Origin of the sequence: Micromonospora sp. NPDC023814, assembly GCF_040639595.1 — a bacterium.
Classification (GTDB): Bacteria; Actinomycetota; Actinomycetes; order Mycobacteriales; family Micromonosporaceae; genus Micromonospora.
Genome location: NZ_JBFAAF010000020.1, coordinates 13,938 through 30,348, shown reverse-complemented (window position 1 = coordinate 30,348; position 16,411 = coordinate 13,938). Strand labels below are relative to the sequence as shown.

11 protein-coding genes and 1 pseudogene are annotated in these 16,411 nt (G+C 71.2%); 4 read left to right on the top strand and 8 right to left on the bottom strand.

From position 1 onward, the window contains the following. The first annotated feature begins 48 nt into the window (after window positions 1–48). From AB0G14_RS13525 to AB0G14_RS13515, 3 genes and pseudogenes are all read left to right on the top strand, one after another. On the top strand, window positions 49–1,020 hold the full coding sequence (locus tag AB0G14_RS13525; RefSeq protein WP_357696980.1) for an NADP-dependent oxidoreductase: 972 nt from the start codon (window positions 49–51) through the stop codon (window positions 1,018–1,020). A 61-nt stretch (window positions 1,021–1,081) separates the two neighbouring features. After that, the gene (locus tag AB0G14_RS13520) at window positions 1,082–1,495 is read left to right on the top strand and encodes a nuclear transport factor 2 family protein (protein WP_357696978.1); all 414 of its coding nucleotides are present in this window, start codon (window positions 1,082–1,084) and stop codon (window positions 1,493–1,495) included. A 611-nt stretch (window positions 1,496–2,106) separates the two neighbouring features. Beyond that, window positions 2,107–3,375: pseudogene (locus tag AB0G14_RS13515) on the top strand (glycoside hydrolase family 15 protein); the annotation flags it as partial. A gap of 5 nt (window positions 3,376–3,380) precedes the next feature. On the opposite strand, the gene AB0G14_RS13510 reads toward AB0G14_RS13515, so the two are convergent. The 7 genes from AB0G14_RS13510 to AB0G14_RS13480 all read right to left on the bottom strand — a co-directional run bounded on the left by AB0G14_RS13510 (window position 3,381) and on the right by AB0G14_RS13480 (window position 11,811). Continuing rightward, window positions 3,381–3,824, bottom strand: a complete 444-nt coding sequence (locus tag AB0G14_RS13510) for a PPC domain-containing DNA-binding protein (protein WP_357696976.1) — start codon at window positions 3,822–3,824, stop codon at window positions 3,381–3,383. 138 nt (window positions 3,825–3,962) lie between these two features. Further along, on the bottom strand, window positions 3,963–5,042 hold the full coding sequence (locus tag AB0G14_RS13505) for an enolase C-terminal domain-like protein (protein WP_357696974.1): 1,080 nt from the start codon (window positions 5,040–5,042) through the stop codon (window positions 3,963–3,965). A 5-nt stretch (window positions 5,043–5,047) separates the two neighbouring features. After that, window positions 5,048–8,191 (bottom strand): FAD-binding and (Fe-S)-binding domain-containing protein, encoded by a 3,144-nt coding sequence (locus tag AB0G14_RS13500; RefSeq protein WP_357696972.1) that lies wholly within the window; start codon window positions 8,189–8,191, stop codon window positions 5,048–5,050. Then, entirely contained in the window at window positions 8,188–9,957 is a 1,770-nt protein-coding gene (locus tag AB0G14_RS13495) for a thiamine pyrophosphate-dependent enzyme (protein WP_357696970.1), read from the bottom strand. The genes AB0G14_RS13500 and AB0G14_RS13495 overlap by 4 nt, the downstream gene beginning before the upstream one ends. Before the next feature lie 311 nt (window positions 9,958–10,268). Continuing rightward, window positions 10,269–10,451 carry an MYXO-CTERM sorting domain-containing protein gene (locus AB0G14_RS13490; RefSeq protein WP_357696968.1) on the bottom strand — a complete coding sequence of 61 codons (183 nt, stop codon included), beginning with the start codon at window positions 10,449–10,451 and terminating at the stop codon, window positions 10,269–10,271. A gap of 114 nt (window positions 10,452–10,565) precedes the next feature. After that, window positions 10,566–11,006 (bottom strand): phage holin family protein, encoded by a 441-nt coding sequence (locus AB0G14_RS13485; protein WP_357696966.1) that lies wholly within the window; start codon window positions 11,004–11,006, stop codon window positions 10,566–10,568. A 448-nt stretch (window positions 11,007–11,454) separates the two neighbouring features. Beyond that, entirely contained in the window at window positions 11,455–11,811 is a 357-nt protein-coding gene (locus AB0G14_RS13480; RefSeq protein ID WP_357696964.1) for a hypothetical protein, read from the bottom strand. Window positions 11,812–12,098: 287 nt separating this feature from the next. On the opposite strand from AB0G14_RS13480, the gene AB0G14_RS13475 reads away from it, so the two are divergent. Next, entirely contained in the window at window positions 12,099–12,557 is a 459-nt protein-coding gene (locus AB0G14_RS13475) for a GNAT family N-acetyltransferase (RefSeq protein ID WP_357696961.1), read from the top strand. A gap of 256 nt (window positions 12,558–12,813) precedes the next feature. Here the strand turns inward: AB0G14_RS13475 and metH are convergent, their stop codons facing one another. After that, window positions 12,814–16,329, bottom strand: a complete 3,516-nt coding sequence (metH, locus tag AB0G14_RS13470; protein ID WP_357696959.1) for a methionine synthase — start codon at window positions 16,327–16,329, stop codon at window positions 12,814–12,816. Between the last annotated feature and the right edge of the window lie 82 nt (window positions 16,330–16,411).

Genomic DNA, 16,411 nt, shown 5'->3' with positions numbered 1-16,411 from the left:
GACGGGCGCGGCCGCCTGATGCGGCCGACACGACAGGTGAGGAGCACAGTGACAACCAGCTCAGGGCGAGTGCCGGACCGGATGCTCGCCGTCAGCCAGGACGTGGCCGGGGCACCCGACGTCCTGAAGATCATCGAGATGGAGCGTCCGGTCCCCACACTCGGCGAGGTCCTCGTCCGCGTCCACGCCGCGGGGGTGAACCCCACCGACTGGAAGACCCGCGCCCGCGGCCAGTTCGCCACCGGCGCGCTCCCTCCGTTCGTCCTGGGCTTCGACGTCTCCGGGGTGGTCGAGCAGGTGGGGCCCGGGGTGACCCTGTTCGCGCCGGGCGACGAGGTGTTCGGCATGCCGCGCTTCCCGCATCCGGCGGGCGCGTACGCGGAGTTCGTGACCGCCCCCGCCCGGCACTTCTGCCGTAAACCGACAAACATCGACCACACGACCGCCGCGGCGTTGCCGCTGGCGTCCCTGACCGCGTGGCAGGCTCTCGTCGACACCGCCGACATCCAGCCGGGCCAGCGCGTCCTCGTCCATGCCGCCGCCGGCGGAGTCGGGCACCTGGCGGTGCAGATCGCCAAGGCGCGCGGCGCATGGGTCGTCGGCACCGCGAGCGCCGGCAAGCACGACCTTCTTCGCGGGCTGGGCGCGGACGAGTTGATCGACTACACGACGGAGGACTTCGGCGTCCTCCGAGACATCGATGTCGTGCTCGACACCGTCGGCGGGGACTACACCCCGCGCTCACTCCGGACCCTGTGCAGGGGCGGGATCCTCATCTCGCTTCTGCCCATGGCCCCGGACTTCCCCGCCGACCTTGCCGAGGAACTCGACGTCCGCGCCACCCGAATCCTCGTCGAGCCCGATCATGCGGGCATGAGAGCGGTCGCGGATCTCGTCGCTCGTGGGCAGCTGCGGCCACTCGTCGACACCACTCTCCCGCTGAGGGAGGCGGCTCAAGCCCACGAGCGCGGCGAGACCAACAGCACCACCGGGAAGATCGTCCTTTCCGTCGTCGCCTGAGGCCCGCCCTCGCACGCGACGCTGCTCCAACCCCGTCACTCACTGAAGGAGTTCCATCCGCATGAGCAACGCGACACCTCCCAGCACGGCCGCCGTCGTCGAATCCTTCTTCGCGCGATTCGGCGCCGGTGATGTACCCGGACTCGTCGACCTCTTCGCCGACACGTTCGACTTCGCGGTCAACGGGACCCCCAACATCCCCTGGTCCGGGCAGCGCTCCACCCCGGCCGAGCTGCCGGACTTCTTCGGCTCGTTCGGACGCGTACTCGGACCGGCTCAGGAGTACAACGTCACGGCGACGGTCGTCGACGGGGAGAACGCGGTCGTGCTCGGGCACAACAAGTTCGAGGTCCTCGCCACGGGGAAGACGTTCACCAACCACTTCGCGCTGCACATCGGAGTCAAGAACGGCAAGATCACGACCTATCACATGTACGAAGACACCTATGCGATCGACGCCGCGTTCGCCGCGTGAGCCGCGGACGAGCTGACCACGGTTGAGCCGTGCGGTGATCGGAACCGGCTGTCCGGATCCCGATCACCGCACGCTGTGCCTCACCACCCGTTGCCGAACAGCGAGAACCGCACCGCCGTGCGATCGACGCAGCCCTGTAGCGATCCGGTATACGCTTAGGCAGCAGTACCCGACTCTGTTTGCCCCCTTGCGGCTGGCTCGGTTGCTGCACTTCCCTGCTGTGCAGCCGGCCAGGGCTCTCCGCCATGAAGACCGGCCACCTCGCGTTCCGGGATCCGTGCCACGAGAACAATCACCCGCTCGGGGTCAGCCGGTGCCCGTCCGAGCACGCGCACTTCGGCCTGCTCAGCGAGGGTTGCGTCCGCCAGGATGGAGAACACGAGGTCGCCGTCCGTCCGGCTGTACCCATCGGCCGCCACCTCGACGACCGCGCCAGAGTGCAGCTCAATGACCCAGCGGGTCGGTGGACCGGCAGCGAACCTCATGGCTCGGAGGCTAACGCCCGGAACAGTTGCCGCGTCAGGCAACGCTCGCCCCTGTTCGCACCCGGAAGAAATCAGACCTGCCAGGATCGGCCGCACAGCGGTGGAGAGATGCTCTGCCGGACCGAGGACGGCCCGCTCTGCGGCGAGATCACCGTACCGGCGGGCGGGCGGCACGATCTGGTGCTGGAGATCGCCACCCGCCCGCTCGGCGAGGCGCCGCCCGAGTCCTTCGAGCTGTGGCGGACGACCGAGTACACCTGGCGGCAATCGGCACCCCCGCTGGCCGGCGGCCCCGCCCAGCGGGACGCGGTTTTCGCGTACGTCGTGCTGCGCGGCCTCACCCAGCCGGGCGGGGGGATGGTGGCGGCGGCGACCACGGCACTGCCGGAGCGGGCGCTGGCCGGGCGCAACTTCGACTACCGGTACGCCTGGCTCCGGGACCAGACCTTCGCCGGCCGGGCGTCGGCGCTCATCGGCCGGTACGACCTGCTGGACTACGCAGTCGCGTTCCTCACCGAACGGGTGCTGGCCGACGGCGATCGGCTCTCCCCCGCCTACACCGTCGACGGCGACCCGGTCCCGGACCAGGAGGAGCTGGGTTACCTGGCCGGCTATCCAGGGGCGCCGCCGCGGGTCGGTAACTGGATCCGCGGGCAGTTCCAGCTCGACGTCCTCGGCGAGGCGCTGCTGCTGCTGGCCGTCGCCGGGCGGCACGACCGGCTGGACCAGGACTCGTGGCGGGCGTTGGAGCTGACGGCCCGGATCATCGGGAAACGCTGGCGCGAGCCGGACTCCGGCATCTGGGAACTGCCGCCCCGCCAGTGGACCCACTCGAAGCTGATCTGTGTGGCCGGACTGCGCGCGGCGGCCGGGGTCGCGCCGGGCGGACAGGCAGGACGATGGTTGGCCCTGGCCGATGCGATCCTCGCCGACGCGGCAGCCCACGGGCAGCACCCGTCCGGGCGCTGGCAGCGGGCGTACGACGACGGGCGGGTCGACGCCGCGTTGCTCTTCCCCGGCATCCGGGGCGCGGCGCCGTCAGGGGACGCGCGGACCGAGGCGACCCGGCGGGCGATCCTGGCGGAGCTGGAATGCGACGGATACCTGTACCGGTTCCGCCCCGACAGCCGCCCACTGGGGGACGCCGAGGGAGCGTTCCTGCTCTGCGGTTTCGCGGCCGCGATGGCCGCGTGGCAGGCCGGCGACGTCGTGGAGGCGAACCGGTGGTTCGAGCGTAGCCGGGCCGCCTGCGGCCCGGCGGGCCTCTTCACCGAGGAGTACGACGTGCAGCAGCGGCAGTTGCGCGCGAACCTGCCCCAGGCGTTCGTGCACGCGCTGATGTTGGAGACGGCGGTGACCCTGGGTCAGGCGGCACCCTGCCCGTCGCCCGGCTGAGCGGTCTACCCGCCGCCCGTGCCCGAGATGAGTGCCAGCCCGGTCTCCGGGTCCACCCGCTTGGCCAACTCGGGCGCCACCTCGGAGATCATCACCTCCAGTGTCGGCCAGACCCGGCCCCGAAGCAGGTGCCCGCCCACAGTGCTGCCGTCGGCGCGGCCGAGCACCGCGTGCACGTGCAGCGCCGGCTCCCCGCCCTGCTCGGCAACGTCGCCGAGCAGGGAGAGCACCTCGACCTGCTCGCGTACCGGGATCCGGCGGTAGTCGCCGGTCTCCCGGTCGAACCATCCGACCTCGGCGTCGGCGAAGCCGCCGACGGCGGTCACCCGGGCGGCGTGTATCCGCTGCTCACGCAACGCCGCCCCCACGGCCTCGACCGCCTCCTCCCCCTTGTCGCAGACCACCACGAGGACCCGTCCGGTCTGGTGGTGCAGCTCGTGCGCCCTCATCGCCGACCGTCCCGCCGCCAACCGGCCGGCAGGGCGGTCACCGTGCTGCCCCGACCGGTTTGGGCGGCCGCGCTGGTGTGCCGGGCCGGCACCGCCGTCGTCGCGTCCATCGCACCCTTTCCTCTCTCCGGCGCGGCCTCAGCCCACCCGGTACCGCTCCGCCTCGGCGGCACGCAGCTCCAGCCCGTGGCCCGGCCGGTCCAGCGGCACCGGGGCGCCGCCTCCCGCCGCGGACACCGCGCCGTCGAAGAGCGTCGCCTCGATCCGGACGTGGTCGTGGAACCACTCGATGTGGCGCAGGTTCGGCGTCGCTGCCGCCACGGCCAGGTGCTGGTGGGGCGCGCAGTGCGCGGACACCTCCAGGCCCGAAGCGGCGGCCACCGCCGCCGCCCGAAGGAATTCGGTGATGCCACCGCACCGGGTGACGTCGATCTGCAGGCAGTCGACGTACGGGGCCATCCGGTGGAAGTAGACGAGGTCGAAGCCGTACTCCCCCGCCGCGACGTCGGGCAGCACCTGGTCGCGGACCAGCCCGAGGCCGACCAGGTCGTCTGAGCTGACCGGTTCCTCGTACCAGCGCACGTCGAGGTCGGCCGCGGCCCGGGCCATCCGTACCGCCTGCTTGCGCTGGTACCCGCCGTTCGCATCGACGTACAACTCGGCGTCGTCGCCGATGGCGCGTCGGGCGGCCACCATCCGGGCCAGGTCCCGCGGCGCGTTGGTGCCCCCGGACTCGCCAATCTTGATCTTCACTCGTGGGATGCCCTCGTCGTGTACCCAGCCGGAGAGCTGCCGGTGCTGCCGCTCGGCGTCGTAGGTGGTGAATCCGCCGCTGCCGTAGACCGGCACCTGCCGGCGGGCAGTGCCGAGCAGCCGGGCCAGCGGCAGGCCGTGCCGGCGGGCCTTGAGGTCCCAGATTGCGCAGTCGGCTGCGGAGAGCGCGAGGCCGGCGATTCCGGGCCGCCCGGCGTTTCTCAGCCGCCGCTGCATGGCCGACCACGCAGCCGGTGCGTCGTCCGGGTCGAGCTCGGCCACCACGGGCGCGAGCAGCTCCGTGACGACCGGGATCACCGCTGCGGGCCCGTACGTCCAGCCGGTGCCCACCTGGCCGTCGGCCTCCGCGCGGACCAGCACCATGGTGGTGCTGTCCCAGGCGGAGGTGCCGTCGCCCTCGGGCGCATCGGTCAGCACCCGGTACGCCGCCGCGCTCAGCCGCACCGCCGTCACCGCCCCCGGCGGCGGCTGACCAGCGAGCGGCTGGCCAGCACGGCGGCCGGCGCCAGCGCGGCCAGCCCGACCAGGCTGGTGGCGAGTAGGCGGGCAGCCCGGGAGGGCTGCTCCGGACGTTGCCCCCACCGCCGCTCGGGGCGGGCGGTAACCCGCTCACCACGCAGGCCGGCCCGCAGCAGTTCGGCGAGGTGGATCGCGGAGCGGTCGCCGGTGGCGCTCTGCTCGACCTGCGTACGGCAGCTGAAGCCGTCGGCCAGGATGACGTCGGTGTCGGCAGCGCCCCGGACGGCCGGCAGCAGGACCCGCTCGGCGCAGGCCGCGGAGACCTCGTAGTGCCCCGCCTCGAAGCCGAAGTTGCCGGCCAGCCCGCAGCAGCCCGAGTCGAGAATTTCGGCCTGGACCCCCGCATCGGTGAGCACCGCCTGGTCCGCAGTGGTGCCGAGGATGGCATGCTGATGGCAGTGGGTCTGGATCAGTGCGTGCGCGGGCAGCTTCGGCGCCTGCCATCCGGGGCTGTGCTCGTGCAGCAACTCGGCCAGGGTGACGGTCTGCTGCCGCAGACGGTGTACGTCCTCGTCGCCGGGGAAGAGTTCCCGGGCGTCGCTGCGGAACACCGCGGTGCAGCTCGGTTCCAGCCCCACGATCGGGGTACCGGCCCGCAGGTGGGGTCGGAGCACCTCCACCGTCCGCCGCAACACCTTCTTCGCCATGCCGAGCTGTCCCGTGGAGATCCAGGTGAGCCCGCAGCAGACCGGCTGCTCCGGCACCCGGACCCGCCAGCCCGCCGCCTCCAGCACCTCGACGGCCGCCTGGGCGATGCCCGGCTGAAGGTGGTTGGTGAAGGTGTCCGGCCAGAGCGTCACCTCGCCGCGCCAGCCGTCGCCGGTCGGCCAGCGGTCCGCGAACCAGTGCTGGAAGGTCTCGGTAGCGAAGACCGGGATCTCCCGGCGCTGGTCGATGCCGCCGACCAGCTTGGCGAGCCGGCCCAGCCCGGGTCCCTGGGCCAGCGCGTTCACCACCCGGGGCGCCCGGGCGGCGACCGCAGCCACCACCGGCAGCCAGCCCATCGAGTAGTGCGGGCGGGGTCGGAGCCGGCCCTGGTAGTGATGGGACAGGAATTCCGCTTTGTACGTCGCCATGTCCACGTTGACCGGGCAGTCGGACTTGCAGCCCTTGCAGGCCAGGCAGAGGTCGAGCGCGTCGCGAACCGCCTCGGAACGCCAGCCGTCGGCGATGGTGCCGCCGCGGGCGGTGCCGTCGAGCATCTCGAACAGCAGGCGTGCCCGGCCCCGGGTGGAGTGCTCCTCCTCCCGGGTGACCATGTAGGACGGGCACATCACCCCGCCGTGCGGTCGCCGGCACTGGCCGACGCCCACGCAGCGCAGCACCGCCCGGCCGAAACTGCCGTCGTCGTCGGGATAGTGGAAGTGGGTTGCCACCTGGCCGTGGTTGTAGTCGACGCCGAGCCGCAGGTGGCTGTCCAGCGGGTAGGGGGCCGCCACCTTGCCCGGGTTCATCCGGTCGTCCGGATCGAAGATCGCCTTGAACTGCCCGAACGCGCGAACGAGCCGGTCGCCGAACATCTTCGGCAGCAGTTCACCGCGGGACTGCCCGTCGCCGTGCTCTCCGGAGAAGGAGCCCCCGTAGGAGACCACCAGATCCGCGGCCCGCTCGACGAACGAGCGGAACTGCCGTACCCCCTCGGCGGTCGTCAGCTTGAACGGGATACGGGTGTGGACGCAGCCCTGCCCGAAGTGCCCGTAGAGCGAGGCCTGTTCGAAGCCGTACTCGCGGAACAGCGCGTCGAGATCACGCAGGTAGTCGCCGAGCCGTTCGGGAGCGACGGCCGAGTCCTCCCAGCCCTCCCAGGTGTCGGGTTCACCCGGCACCCGGGCGGTGGCACCGAGTCCGGACTCGCGGACCAGCCACATCTGGTACTCGTCTGCCTCGTTGTCGAACCGGTGCGCGGTCGGCCCGCCGTCGCGGCACAGATCGTTGATCATCCGCTCGGCCGCAGCGTCGGCCTCCTCGCGGGTGTCGCCACCAAACTGCACCATCAGCCAGCCGCCGCCCGCGGGCAGCTTGTGCAGCGCCTCCGGGTGCAGGTGCTTACGCTTCTCGAAGTTGATCAGCTTGTCGTCGAGCCCCTCCAACGCGATCGGGTCGTACGGCAGGACCCGCGGTACGTCGTCTCCGGCGGCGGCGATGTCCGGGTAGGACAGGAACACCATCGACTTGGCCCGTGTCACCGGCACCAGCATCAGGCGGGCCCGCAGCACGGTGACCAGTGTCCCCTCGGAGCCGACCAGCGCCTGTGCGACGTGAAAGTTCTTCTCCGGCAGCAGGCTGTCCAGGTTGTATCCGGATACCCGGCGCGGGATGTGCGGGTAGCGGGTGCGGATGTCGCTCTGGTACTCGTCCCGCAGCGCCCGCAGCTGGCGGTAGATCTCGGCCTGCCGACCGCCCCGTCGCTCGATCTCGGCGTACTCCTCGTCGCTGGTCTCGCCGACCCACATCCGGGTGCCGTCATAGAGCAGCACCTCCATCTCGACGAGGTTGTCGACCACCTTGCCGGTGCGCTGCGCGGTGGAGCCGCAGGAGTTGTTGCCGATCATTCCGCCGATGGCGCAGTGGCTGTGGGTGGACGGGAGCGGCCCGAACTCCAGCCCGTGCGGTGCCAGCAAGTCGTTGAGCGTGTCGAGCACGATGCCGGGCTCCACCAGGCAGGTGCCGGCCTGCGGGTCGACCTCCAGCAGCAGGTTGCAGTACTTCGACCAGTCGATGACCACGGCCACGTTGGTCACCTGTCCCCCCAGGCTGGTGCCGCCGCCCCGGGAGAGCACCGGCGCACGGTGGCGGCGGCAGACGGCGACCGCGGCCACCGCCGCCTCGACGGTCCGGGGCACCACCACGCCGAGCGGCACCTGGCGGTAGTTGGAACCACCGGTGGCGTACGCGGCCCGTGAGCCGGCGTCGAAGCGCACCTCCCCGTCCACCTCGGCGCGCAGGTCCGCGGCGAGCGCGGCCAGGTCGACGTGGTACGCCGGCTCGGGCGGCCGCAGGACGGGCGCGGGCAGAGAAACCGGCTCCGTGGCCGGAGCTGCCCCCCGCGCCGTGCCCGTGACTCGCCGCGTCATGACCGCAGCTCATTGATCTTGTCTCGGGCCACGGTGGCGAGGGTGGCGACCTTGTGCGGCTGGCCCCGCAGGAACGCCTCGGTGAAGTGCTTGGCCTGTTCGTACCGGACCTTGCCGGGCATCGGCGGTTCGTCCGGGTTGACGTCACAGTCGACCAGCGCCGGGCCCGGATAGGCCAACGCCTCACGGATCGCGTCCGGCACCGCCTTCGGGTCGGTGACCTTCACGCCGTACCCACCGCAGGCCCGTGCCCACGCGCCGAAGTCGGCCTCGGGCTGTCGGTGCCGCACCGCGTACTCCGGGTAGCCGAGGACGATCTGCTCCCAGAGGATCTGGCCGTACGAGTTGTTGTTGTTGACCACCACCTTGATCGGCAGCTCGTGCCGCACGGCGGTGAGGAACTCGGCCATCAACATGGCGAAGCCACCGTCGCCGACGAACGCGATGACCTGCCGGCCGGGGAACGCGTGCTGCATGGCGATCGCGTACGGCAGGCCTGGCGCCATGGTGGCCAGGTTGCCGGAAAGGTAGAACTCGCGACCGCCGCGGATGGTCCAGTGCCGCGCCGCCCAGGTGGCGATCGTGCCGGAGTCGCAGGTGAGGATGGCGTCCGAGGTGGCGGCCGCGTCGATGCAGCTGATCAGGTACTGCGGGGCGATCGGATCCCGCCCCGGGTCCTGCAGGGCGATCATGTCCGCGCGCCAGGCGTCCCGCGCCTGCTGGTACTTCGTCAGGAAGGACCGGTCCGATCGGGCCTGGATCATCGGCAGCAGCTGCTGCAACGCCAGCTTCGCGTCCGCGGTCACCGCCGCGTGCACCGGCAGGCGCAGGCCGATCAGGCTCGCGTCGATGTCGATCTGGACCACCTTGGCCTGCCCCGGCGCGGGCAGGTACTTCCCGTACGGGAAAGAGGTGCCCACCATCAGCAGGGTGTCGCACTCCTCCATCAGCTCCTCGCTCGGCTTCGTGCCGAGCAGGCCGAGGCCGCCGGTGGTGAGCGGGTGGTCGTCCGGCACCACCAGCTTGCCGGGCAGGGTCTTGACGATCGGGCTGGCCAGTGCCTCGGCCACCGCGAGCACCTCGTCCCGGGCGTGGCGGGCGCCGACGCCCACCAGCATGGCCACCCTCTTCCCGGCGTTGAGCACCTCCGCCGCCCGGGCCAGGTCGGCCTGCGCCGGCGCCACCGGCGGCTGCGACACCGCGGCGCTGCTCGCCGGTGGCACCCCCGGGCTGACGTGCCGGTATGGGTCCTCGCCGACGGCGGCGACCTGCACGTCGTTGGGAAAGGTCAGATGGGCGACGCTGCGCCGCGCCAGGGCGTGCCGGATGGCGATGTCGACCACGCCGGGCACCTGCTGGGGGTTGGTGACCATCAGGTTGTACGCGTCCGCCACGTCCTGGTAGAGCAGCGCTGTGTGCACCTCCTGCTGGTAGTGGGAGCCGAGCACGGACGTCTCCTGCATGCCGGTGATGGCGAGCACCGGGACGTGGTCGAGTTTGGCGTCGTAAAGCCCGTTGAGCAGGTGGATGGCGCCCGGCCCGGAGGTGGCGGCGCACACCCCGATCCGGCCGGTGGCCTTGGCGTACCCGGTGGCCATGAAGGCCGCCGCCTCCTCGTGGTGCACCAGCACGAACCGCAGCTTCTCCCGCTGCCGGCGAAAGCCCTCCATCAGGCCGTTGATGCCGTCGCCAGGGAGGCCGAAGACGGTGTCGACGCCCCACTCCACCAGTCGTCGGGCAAGGCCTTCGCCTACGATCTCCTGCACGTCACGCCTCCTGAATCCGTACCCCCGCGGTCCCGGACGGCTACCCGGCATCCGATCCGTCGCGAGCTACCCGTGACGATTCGCGGCAAACGTCCGACCTGACGTTTTCGGCAGAGCGGCGGTGACATACCGGGCGGATGCCGCCGGACAAGACCCGTGGGCGGCGACCACGGCGGTGAGGGAGAGCAGGATCGCCTTCGTCGCGACCCAGACCAGCTCGCCCGACTGTCCACCGGACAGTTCACCGTCGATCACCCCCGACCGGGTGCGCAGGGGTGCAGCTCGGCCAGAACCGGGCGGCCCGCGACCGCTCAGCCGCGGCGGCGGCGGCGCGAGATCAGCAGGCCGAGGACCAGACCCGCCAGGACCAGGGCGATCGGCTTACCGGAGACCGACGACTTCATCTGGCCGAGTCCTCTCCTGGGGTCGACGAGGGTGCCCGCGGCGTCACCAATACTTCCGACGATCGCGTCGTCGATCCGGCTCCGTTTCATCGCCCACCGTCCATTCCTGTATGCGGCCCCCGAATCCTGCCGGCCGTACCCGACGCCCCGCCCGGCAAACGATGCCGAGAACCAGCACTACGGCCTATCCGCAACGGATCTCGTTCAGCGCCCCAGCTCGTCGCGGACGGCCGAGGAACCGGCCGGCACCACCCGGCCGGCGGTGCTGGACACCGCGTCGCGTACCTCGTCCGCCAGCCGGGCGGACCTTCCGCCCGCCGCACGCAGCCGCTCCAGGCCCGCGGCGCCGAGGAACACGGCGGCGGCCACGTACCCGGCGGTCATCCCGGCAGCCGCCAGCCGTCGCGGCAGGAACGCCTCCAACATGCGCAGCGAGGTCGCCGAGGCCGCCCCGACAGCCAGCACCGCACACCCTCCGGCGGCGGCCAGCAGCACGAAGCCGAGCCCGGCCGGGCGGGCGGCGTCCGCGAGCTGGGTGCGTACCGCTCGAACCTCCTCGCGTACCACCTCGGCCACGTCCTCGGCCAGGCGGTCGGTGGGACTGGCTGGTCGGCCGCCATCCCCGGGCTGGTTCGCCATGCCCATCGGGCCTCCCCCTCGGCTCGTCTCGGCGCGGTCGGGTACCCCGAAACAGCGCCCCCATTCGCTCCCATCCCACAGCGGCGGCTGGGGGACCGCGCAGCACCAGCCGGGCGGTCTCCCGGAGGGACCGGGCGGAGCAGTGGCTGTACAGCCGAACGGTTTAGGAAGTGTGGACACGGGCGGAAGTCGCTCGGCAGTGACCTGGCTTGACCTGCCTCGCCACGCTGGGCGGCACATCTTGGAGCTGACCGCCGTTGACCTCGGCTCCCTTGCTAACGGGCACGCAACAAGCACGGCGACCGAGGGATCATGAGATCAACCTGTCCCAGACGACCTGAGCGGGTGGGGTCCTAGCAGCGGAAACACCTTTCGACATCTCGCACCACTCCCCCGCCGTCCGTTGACCTCTTGCGGATTAGATGCGGACCGCACGCCCAACTGATGGCCGGCGCTACTCCTCCGCCGGCCGGTCGTGAAACCACCGGCGGGATGCGGGCACCAGCAACAGGCCGACGACGACTGACGCACCAACGATCTGCAGCAGCCCTAACGCGTCAGCCTTGGTGATCGCGACGACGCCGTACACGACGCTGGCGGTCGAGAAAACCGTTGTCCAAAACCGGGCCCGCCCGCTACCACGCCACAGGCCGTAAGCCAACGCCAGGAGAAGAAGCACCCCTATCAACCCGGTGGCCATGGATGGACCACTCGTAAACATCATCGATGCCGGGAGCGCGGCCGCCACGAGCAAAGTCACGGAGGCGGCGGCGACCGGCATAGGAACGCGTCGCTGACTTTGCTCGATCATCGGCTCATGGTAGGCGTCGTTCGCCCGGTCCTCCAGCACACTGGCGGTCGGCTTCGGCCAAGTGCTGAGTCACGTGCCGACAGACGGACCTGACACGCCTCCGAGTTACCGGCTCTGCCAGCGGCAGGAGAGTGTCAAGTTAACGGCCGGTCTTGATTGTTGAACTGGTTAGTGGCTGGCCGGGGTGAGCCGGCCCTCGAGGCGACCTGGAAGGCGTTCAATGGCAGGTTCAGGGAGCCAGAGGATCGCCGAGAGTGGGCGAAGGTCGGGTCGCTAGCCTGGCAATCATGGCGGGCTGGGAGATGCGACCGGCTTCGGTGGCGGACGTCGAGACGGTGGCCGAACTGCGGGCCGTGGTGCTGCGGGCGGATCTGGAACGGCTCGGGCGGTACGACGAGCAACGGGTGCGGCAGCGGCTGCGGAACGGATTCGCGCCGGCGCACACCTGGGTGATCGAGGTGGGCGGCGCGTTCGCCGGCTGTGTGTCGCTGCGGCCGGCCGAGGACGCCCACTGGCTGGAGCACTTCTACCTGGCCCCGCACCTGCAGGGCAGCGGCATCGGTACGGCCGTGCTGCGCCGGCTGCTGGAGCAGTGCGACCGCGATGGCACCCTGGTCCGGCTGAACGTGCTGCAGGGCAGTCCGGCCCGGCGGCTGTACGAACGGCACGGATTCACGCTCGAGACCGAGGATCCGGTGGACGTGTTCATGGTGCGCGAGCAGGCCTTGGCCGTGCGGGACAAATGATCAACAGGCCGGTTCACGGAGCCAGAGGACCTGGGATGCCGCGACCAGTCCGGCGTGGTAGCGGACGGCAAGCTTGTCGAACCCCGTTGCGATCGCCCGGAACTACTCCAAGCGGGCATCACGGCACTGGCGGCCCACCTCGGCCACGCCGACCCACGGCATGATCATGGTCCAGCGCCCCGCCCAGCGACCACTGGGTGCCGGTCAGAGGTGATCAGCGCGGCCCGGGGAGGCCGAGGCGGTGCCCCATGCGTTGTTACTTGGCGTTGAAGTAGCTCGCCTCCGGGTGGTGCACCACGATCGCGTCGGTGGCCTGCTCCGGCATCAGCTGGAACTCCTCCGACAACTGCACGCCGATCCGCTCCGCACCCAGCAGCTCCACGATCTTCGCGCGATCCTCCAGGTCCGGACAGGCCGGGTAGCCGAACGCGTACCGGCAGCCCCGGTAGTCGGTGCGCAGCAGCCCCGCCAGGTCGGTCGGGTCGTCGTCGGCCACGGTACGGCCGCCGGGCAGGGTCAGCTCGGCGCGGATCCGCCGGTGCCAGTACTCCGCCAGGGCCTCGGTGAGCTGCACGGACAGCCCGTGCACCTCCAGGTAGTCGCGGTACTCGTTGCGGGCGAACATCTTCGCGGTGTACTCGCTGATCGGCTGCCCGACCGTGACCAGCTGCAACGCCACCACGTCCAGGTCGTCGCCGCGCGGGCGGAAGAAGTCGGCCAGGCAGAGCCGCCGCTCCTGGCGCTGCCGGGGGAAGGAGAACCGGGCCCGCTCGGCGTGCCCGTTCTCGTCCAGCACCACCAGGTCGTTGCCCTCGGCGTACGCCGGGAAGTAGCCGTACACGACGGCGGCCTCGAGCACCTGGTCGGCGATGAGCCGGTCCAGCCAGTAGCGCAGCCGCGGCCGACCCTCGGTCTCCACCAGCTCCTCGTAGGACGGTCCCTTGCCGCCCCGCGCGCCGCGCAGCCCCCACTGCCCGAGGAAGGTGGCCCGCTCGTCGAGCAGCGCCGCGTAGTCCGCAAGCGGCACGCCCTTGACGACCCGGGTGCCCAGGAACGGCGGGGCGGGCACCTCGACGTCGGTGGCCACGTCGGAGCGGACCGAGGCGTCGTCCAGCGCCGGCAGCGCCTCGCTGACGATCGCCCGCTGCCGCTCGCGGCGGGCCCGACGGGCCGCCAGAGCCGCCTCCCGCTCGGCGTCGACCACGGGCGCCCCGCCACGCTTGGCGGTCATCACCCGGTCCATCAGGGACAGCCCCTCGAAGGCGTCCCGCGCGTAGTGCACCTGGCCGGGGAACATCGACCGCAGGTCGTCCTCGACGTACGCCCGGGTCAGCGCCGCCCCGCCCAGCAGCACCGGCCAGCGCTCCGCGACCCCGCGCGAGGCCATCTCGGCCAGGTTCTCCTTCATGATCACGGTGCTCTTGACCAGCAGGCCGGACATGCCAATGGCATCGGCCCGGTGCTGCTCGGCGGCCTCCAGGATCGCGTTGATCGGCTGCTTGATGCCGATGTTGACGACCTCGTAGCCGTTGTTGGACAGGATGATGTCGACCAGGTTCTTGCCGATGTCGTGCACGTCGCCCCGCACGGTGGCCAGCACGATGCGGCCCTTGCCGCCGTCCTCGGCGGTCTCCATGTGCGGCTCCAGGTACGCCACCGCGGTCTTCATCACCTCGGCGGACTGGAGCACGAACGGCAGCTGCATCTGGCCCGAGCCGAACAACTCGCCGACGACCTTCATGCCGTCGAGCAGGATGTCGTTGATGATGGACAGCGGGCTGCGCCCCTGCGCCATCGCCGCGTCCAGGTCGGCCTCCAGGCCGTTGCGCTCGCCGTCGATGATCCGCCGCCTGAGCCGCTCCTCCAGCGGCAGCGCGGCCAGTTCCTCCGCCCGGCCGGCCCGCGCCGAGGCGGCGTCCACGCCCTCGAAGATCTCGATGAACTTCTGCACCGGGTCGTAGCCCTCGCGGCGCCGGTCGTAGACGAGGTCCAGCGCCACCTCCCGCTGCTCGTCGGGGATCTTGTTGAACGGCAGGATCTTGCTGGCGTGCACGATGGCGCTGGTCAGGCCGGCCTGCTGGCACTCGTGCAGGAAGACCGAGTTGAGCACCTGCCGGGCGGCCGGGTTGAGCCCGAAGGAGACGTTGGAGATGCCGAGGGTGAAGTTGACGCCCGGGTAGCGGCGGGCGATCTCGCGGATCGCCTCGATCGTCTCGATGCCGTCGCGCCGGGTCTCCTCCTGGCCGGTGGCGATCGGGAAGGTCAGCGCGTCGATCAGGATGTCCGCGCGGTCCATCCCCCACCGCCCGGTGAGGTCCTCGATCAGCCGGCCCGCGACCCGCGTCTTCCAGTCGGCGGTCCGCGCCTGCCCCTCCTCGTCGATGAGCAGCGCCACCACGGCGGCTCCGTGCTCCTTGACGATGGGCATCACCCGCGCGTACCGGGATTCCGGCCCGTCCCCGTCCTCGAAGTTGACCGAGTTGACGACGCACCGGCCCCCGAGCATCTCCAGCCCCGCCTCGATCACCGCCGGCTCGGTCGAGTCCAGCATGATCGGCAGGGTGGAGGCGGTGGCGAAGCGGCCGGCGAGTTCCCGCATGTCCTGCGTGCCGTCGCGGCCGACGTAGTCGACGCACAGGTCCAGCACGTGCGAGCCGTCGCGGGCCTGGCTACGGGCGATCTCCACGCAGGCCCGCCAGTCGCCGGCGAGCATGGCCTCGCGGAACGCCTTGGAGCCGTTGGCGTTGGTCCGCTCCCCCACCATCAGCAGGGAGGCGTCCTGGGCGAACGGCACCGGGTGGTAGACCGACGAGACCCCCGCCTCGTGCCGCGGTTCGCGGGGTACGGGGCTCGTGCCGTGCAGGCGCTCGGCCAGGACCCGGATGTGCTCGGGGGTGGTGCCGCAGCAGCCGCCGACCAGCGAGACGCCGTACTCGGTGACGAACCGCTCCAGGGCGTCGGCCAGCTCCACCGGGGTCAGCGGGAAGTACGCCCCGTCCGCGGTCAGCACCGGCAGGCCCGCGTTCGGCATCACGGACAGCGGGATGCGGGAGTGCTGGGAGAGGTAGCGCAGGTGCTCGCCCATCTCGGCCGGCCCGGTCGAGCAGTTCAGCCCGATCAGGTCGACCCCCAACGGCTCGATGGCCGCCAGCGCCGCCCCGATCTCGCTGCCCACCAGCATGGTGCCGGTGGTCTCCACGGCGACGTGGCAGATGATCGGGACCGTCCGGCCGAGCCGGGCCATCGCCCGCTTCGAGCCGACCACCGCGGCCTTGACCTGGAGCAGGTCCTGGCAGGTCTCCACGATCAGCGCGTCCGACCCGCCGTCGATCAGGCCCTCGGCGTTTTCCTGGTAGGCGTCGCGCAGGGTCGCGTAGGCGGCGTGCCCGAGGGTGGGCAGCTTGGTGCCCGGGCCGATCGAGCCGAGCACGAACCGGGGCCGCTCCGGCGTGGCGTACGCGTCGGCGGCCGCCCGGGCGATCCGCGCCCCCGCCTCGGAGAGCTCGCGGATGCGGTGCGGGATGTCGTACTCGCCGAGGTTGGCCAGGTTGGCCCCGAAGGTGTTGGTCTCGACACAGTCCGCGCCGGCGGCCAGGTACGCCTCGTGCACCCCGCGCACCACGTCCGGCCTGGTGACGTTGAGGATCTCGTTGCAGCCCTCGTAGCCCTCGAAGTCGTCGAGGGTGAGGTCAGCCGCCTGCAGCATCGTGCCCATGGCGCCGTCGGCGATGAGGATCCGGTCTGCCAGCACGTCGAGCAATGAGGTCCGCACGGGGTTCAGGTTAGTGCCGCCGCGACCCGATAGGTTCCCCCGTGCCTGCCTTCCCACATTCTGTCAGCGGGATCACGCCGTC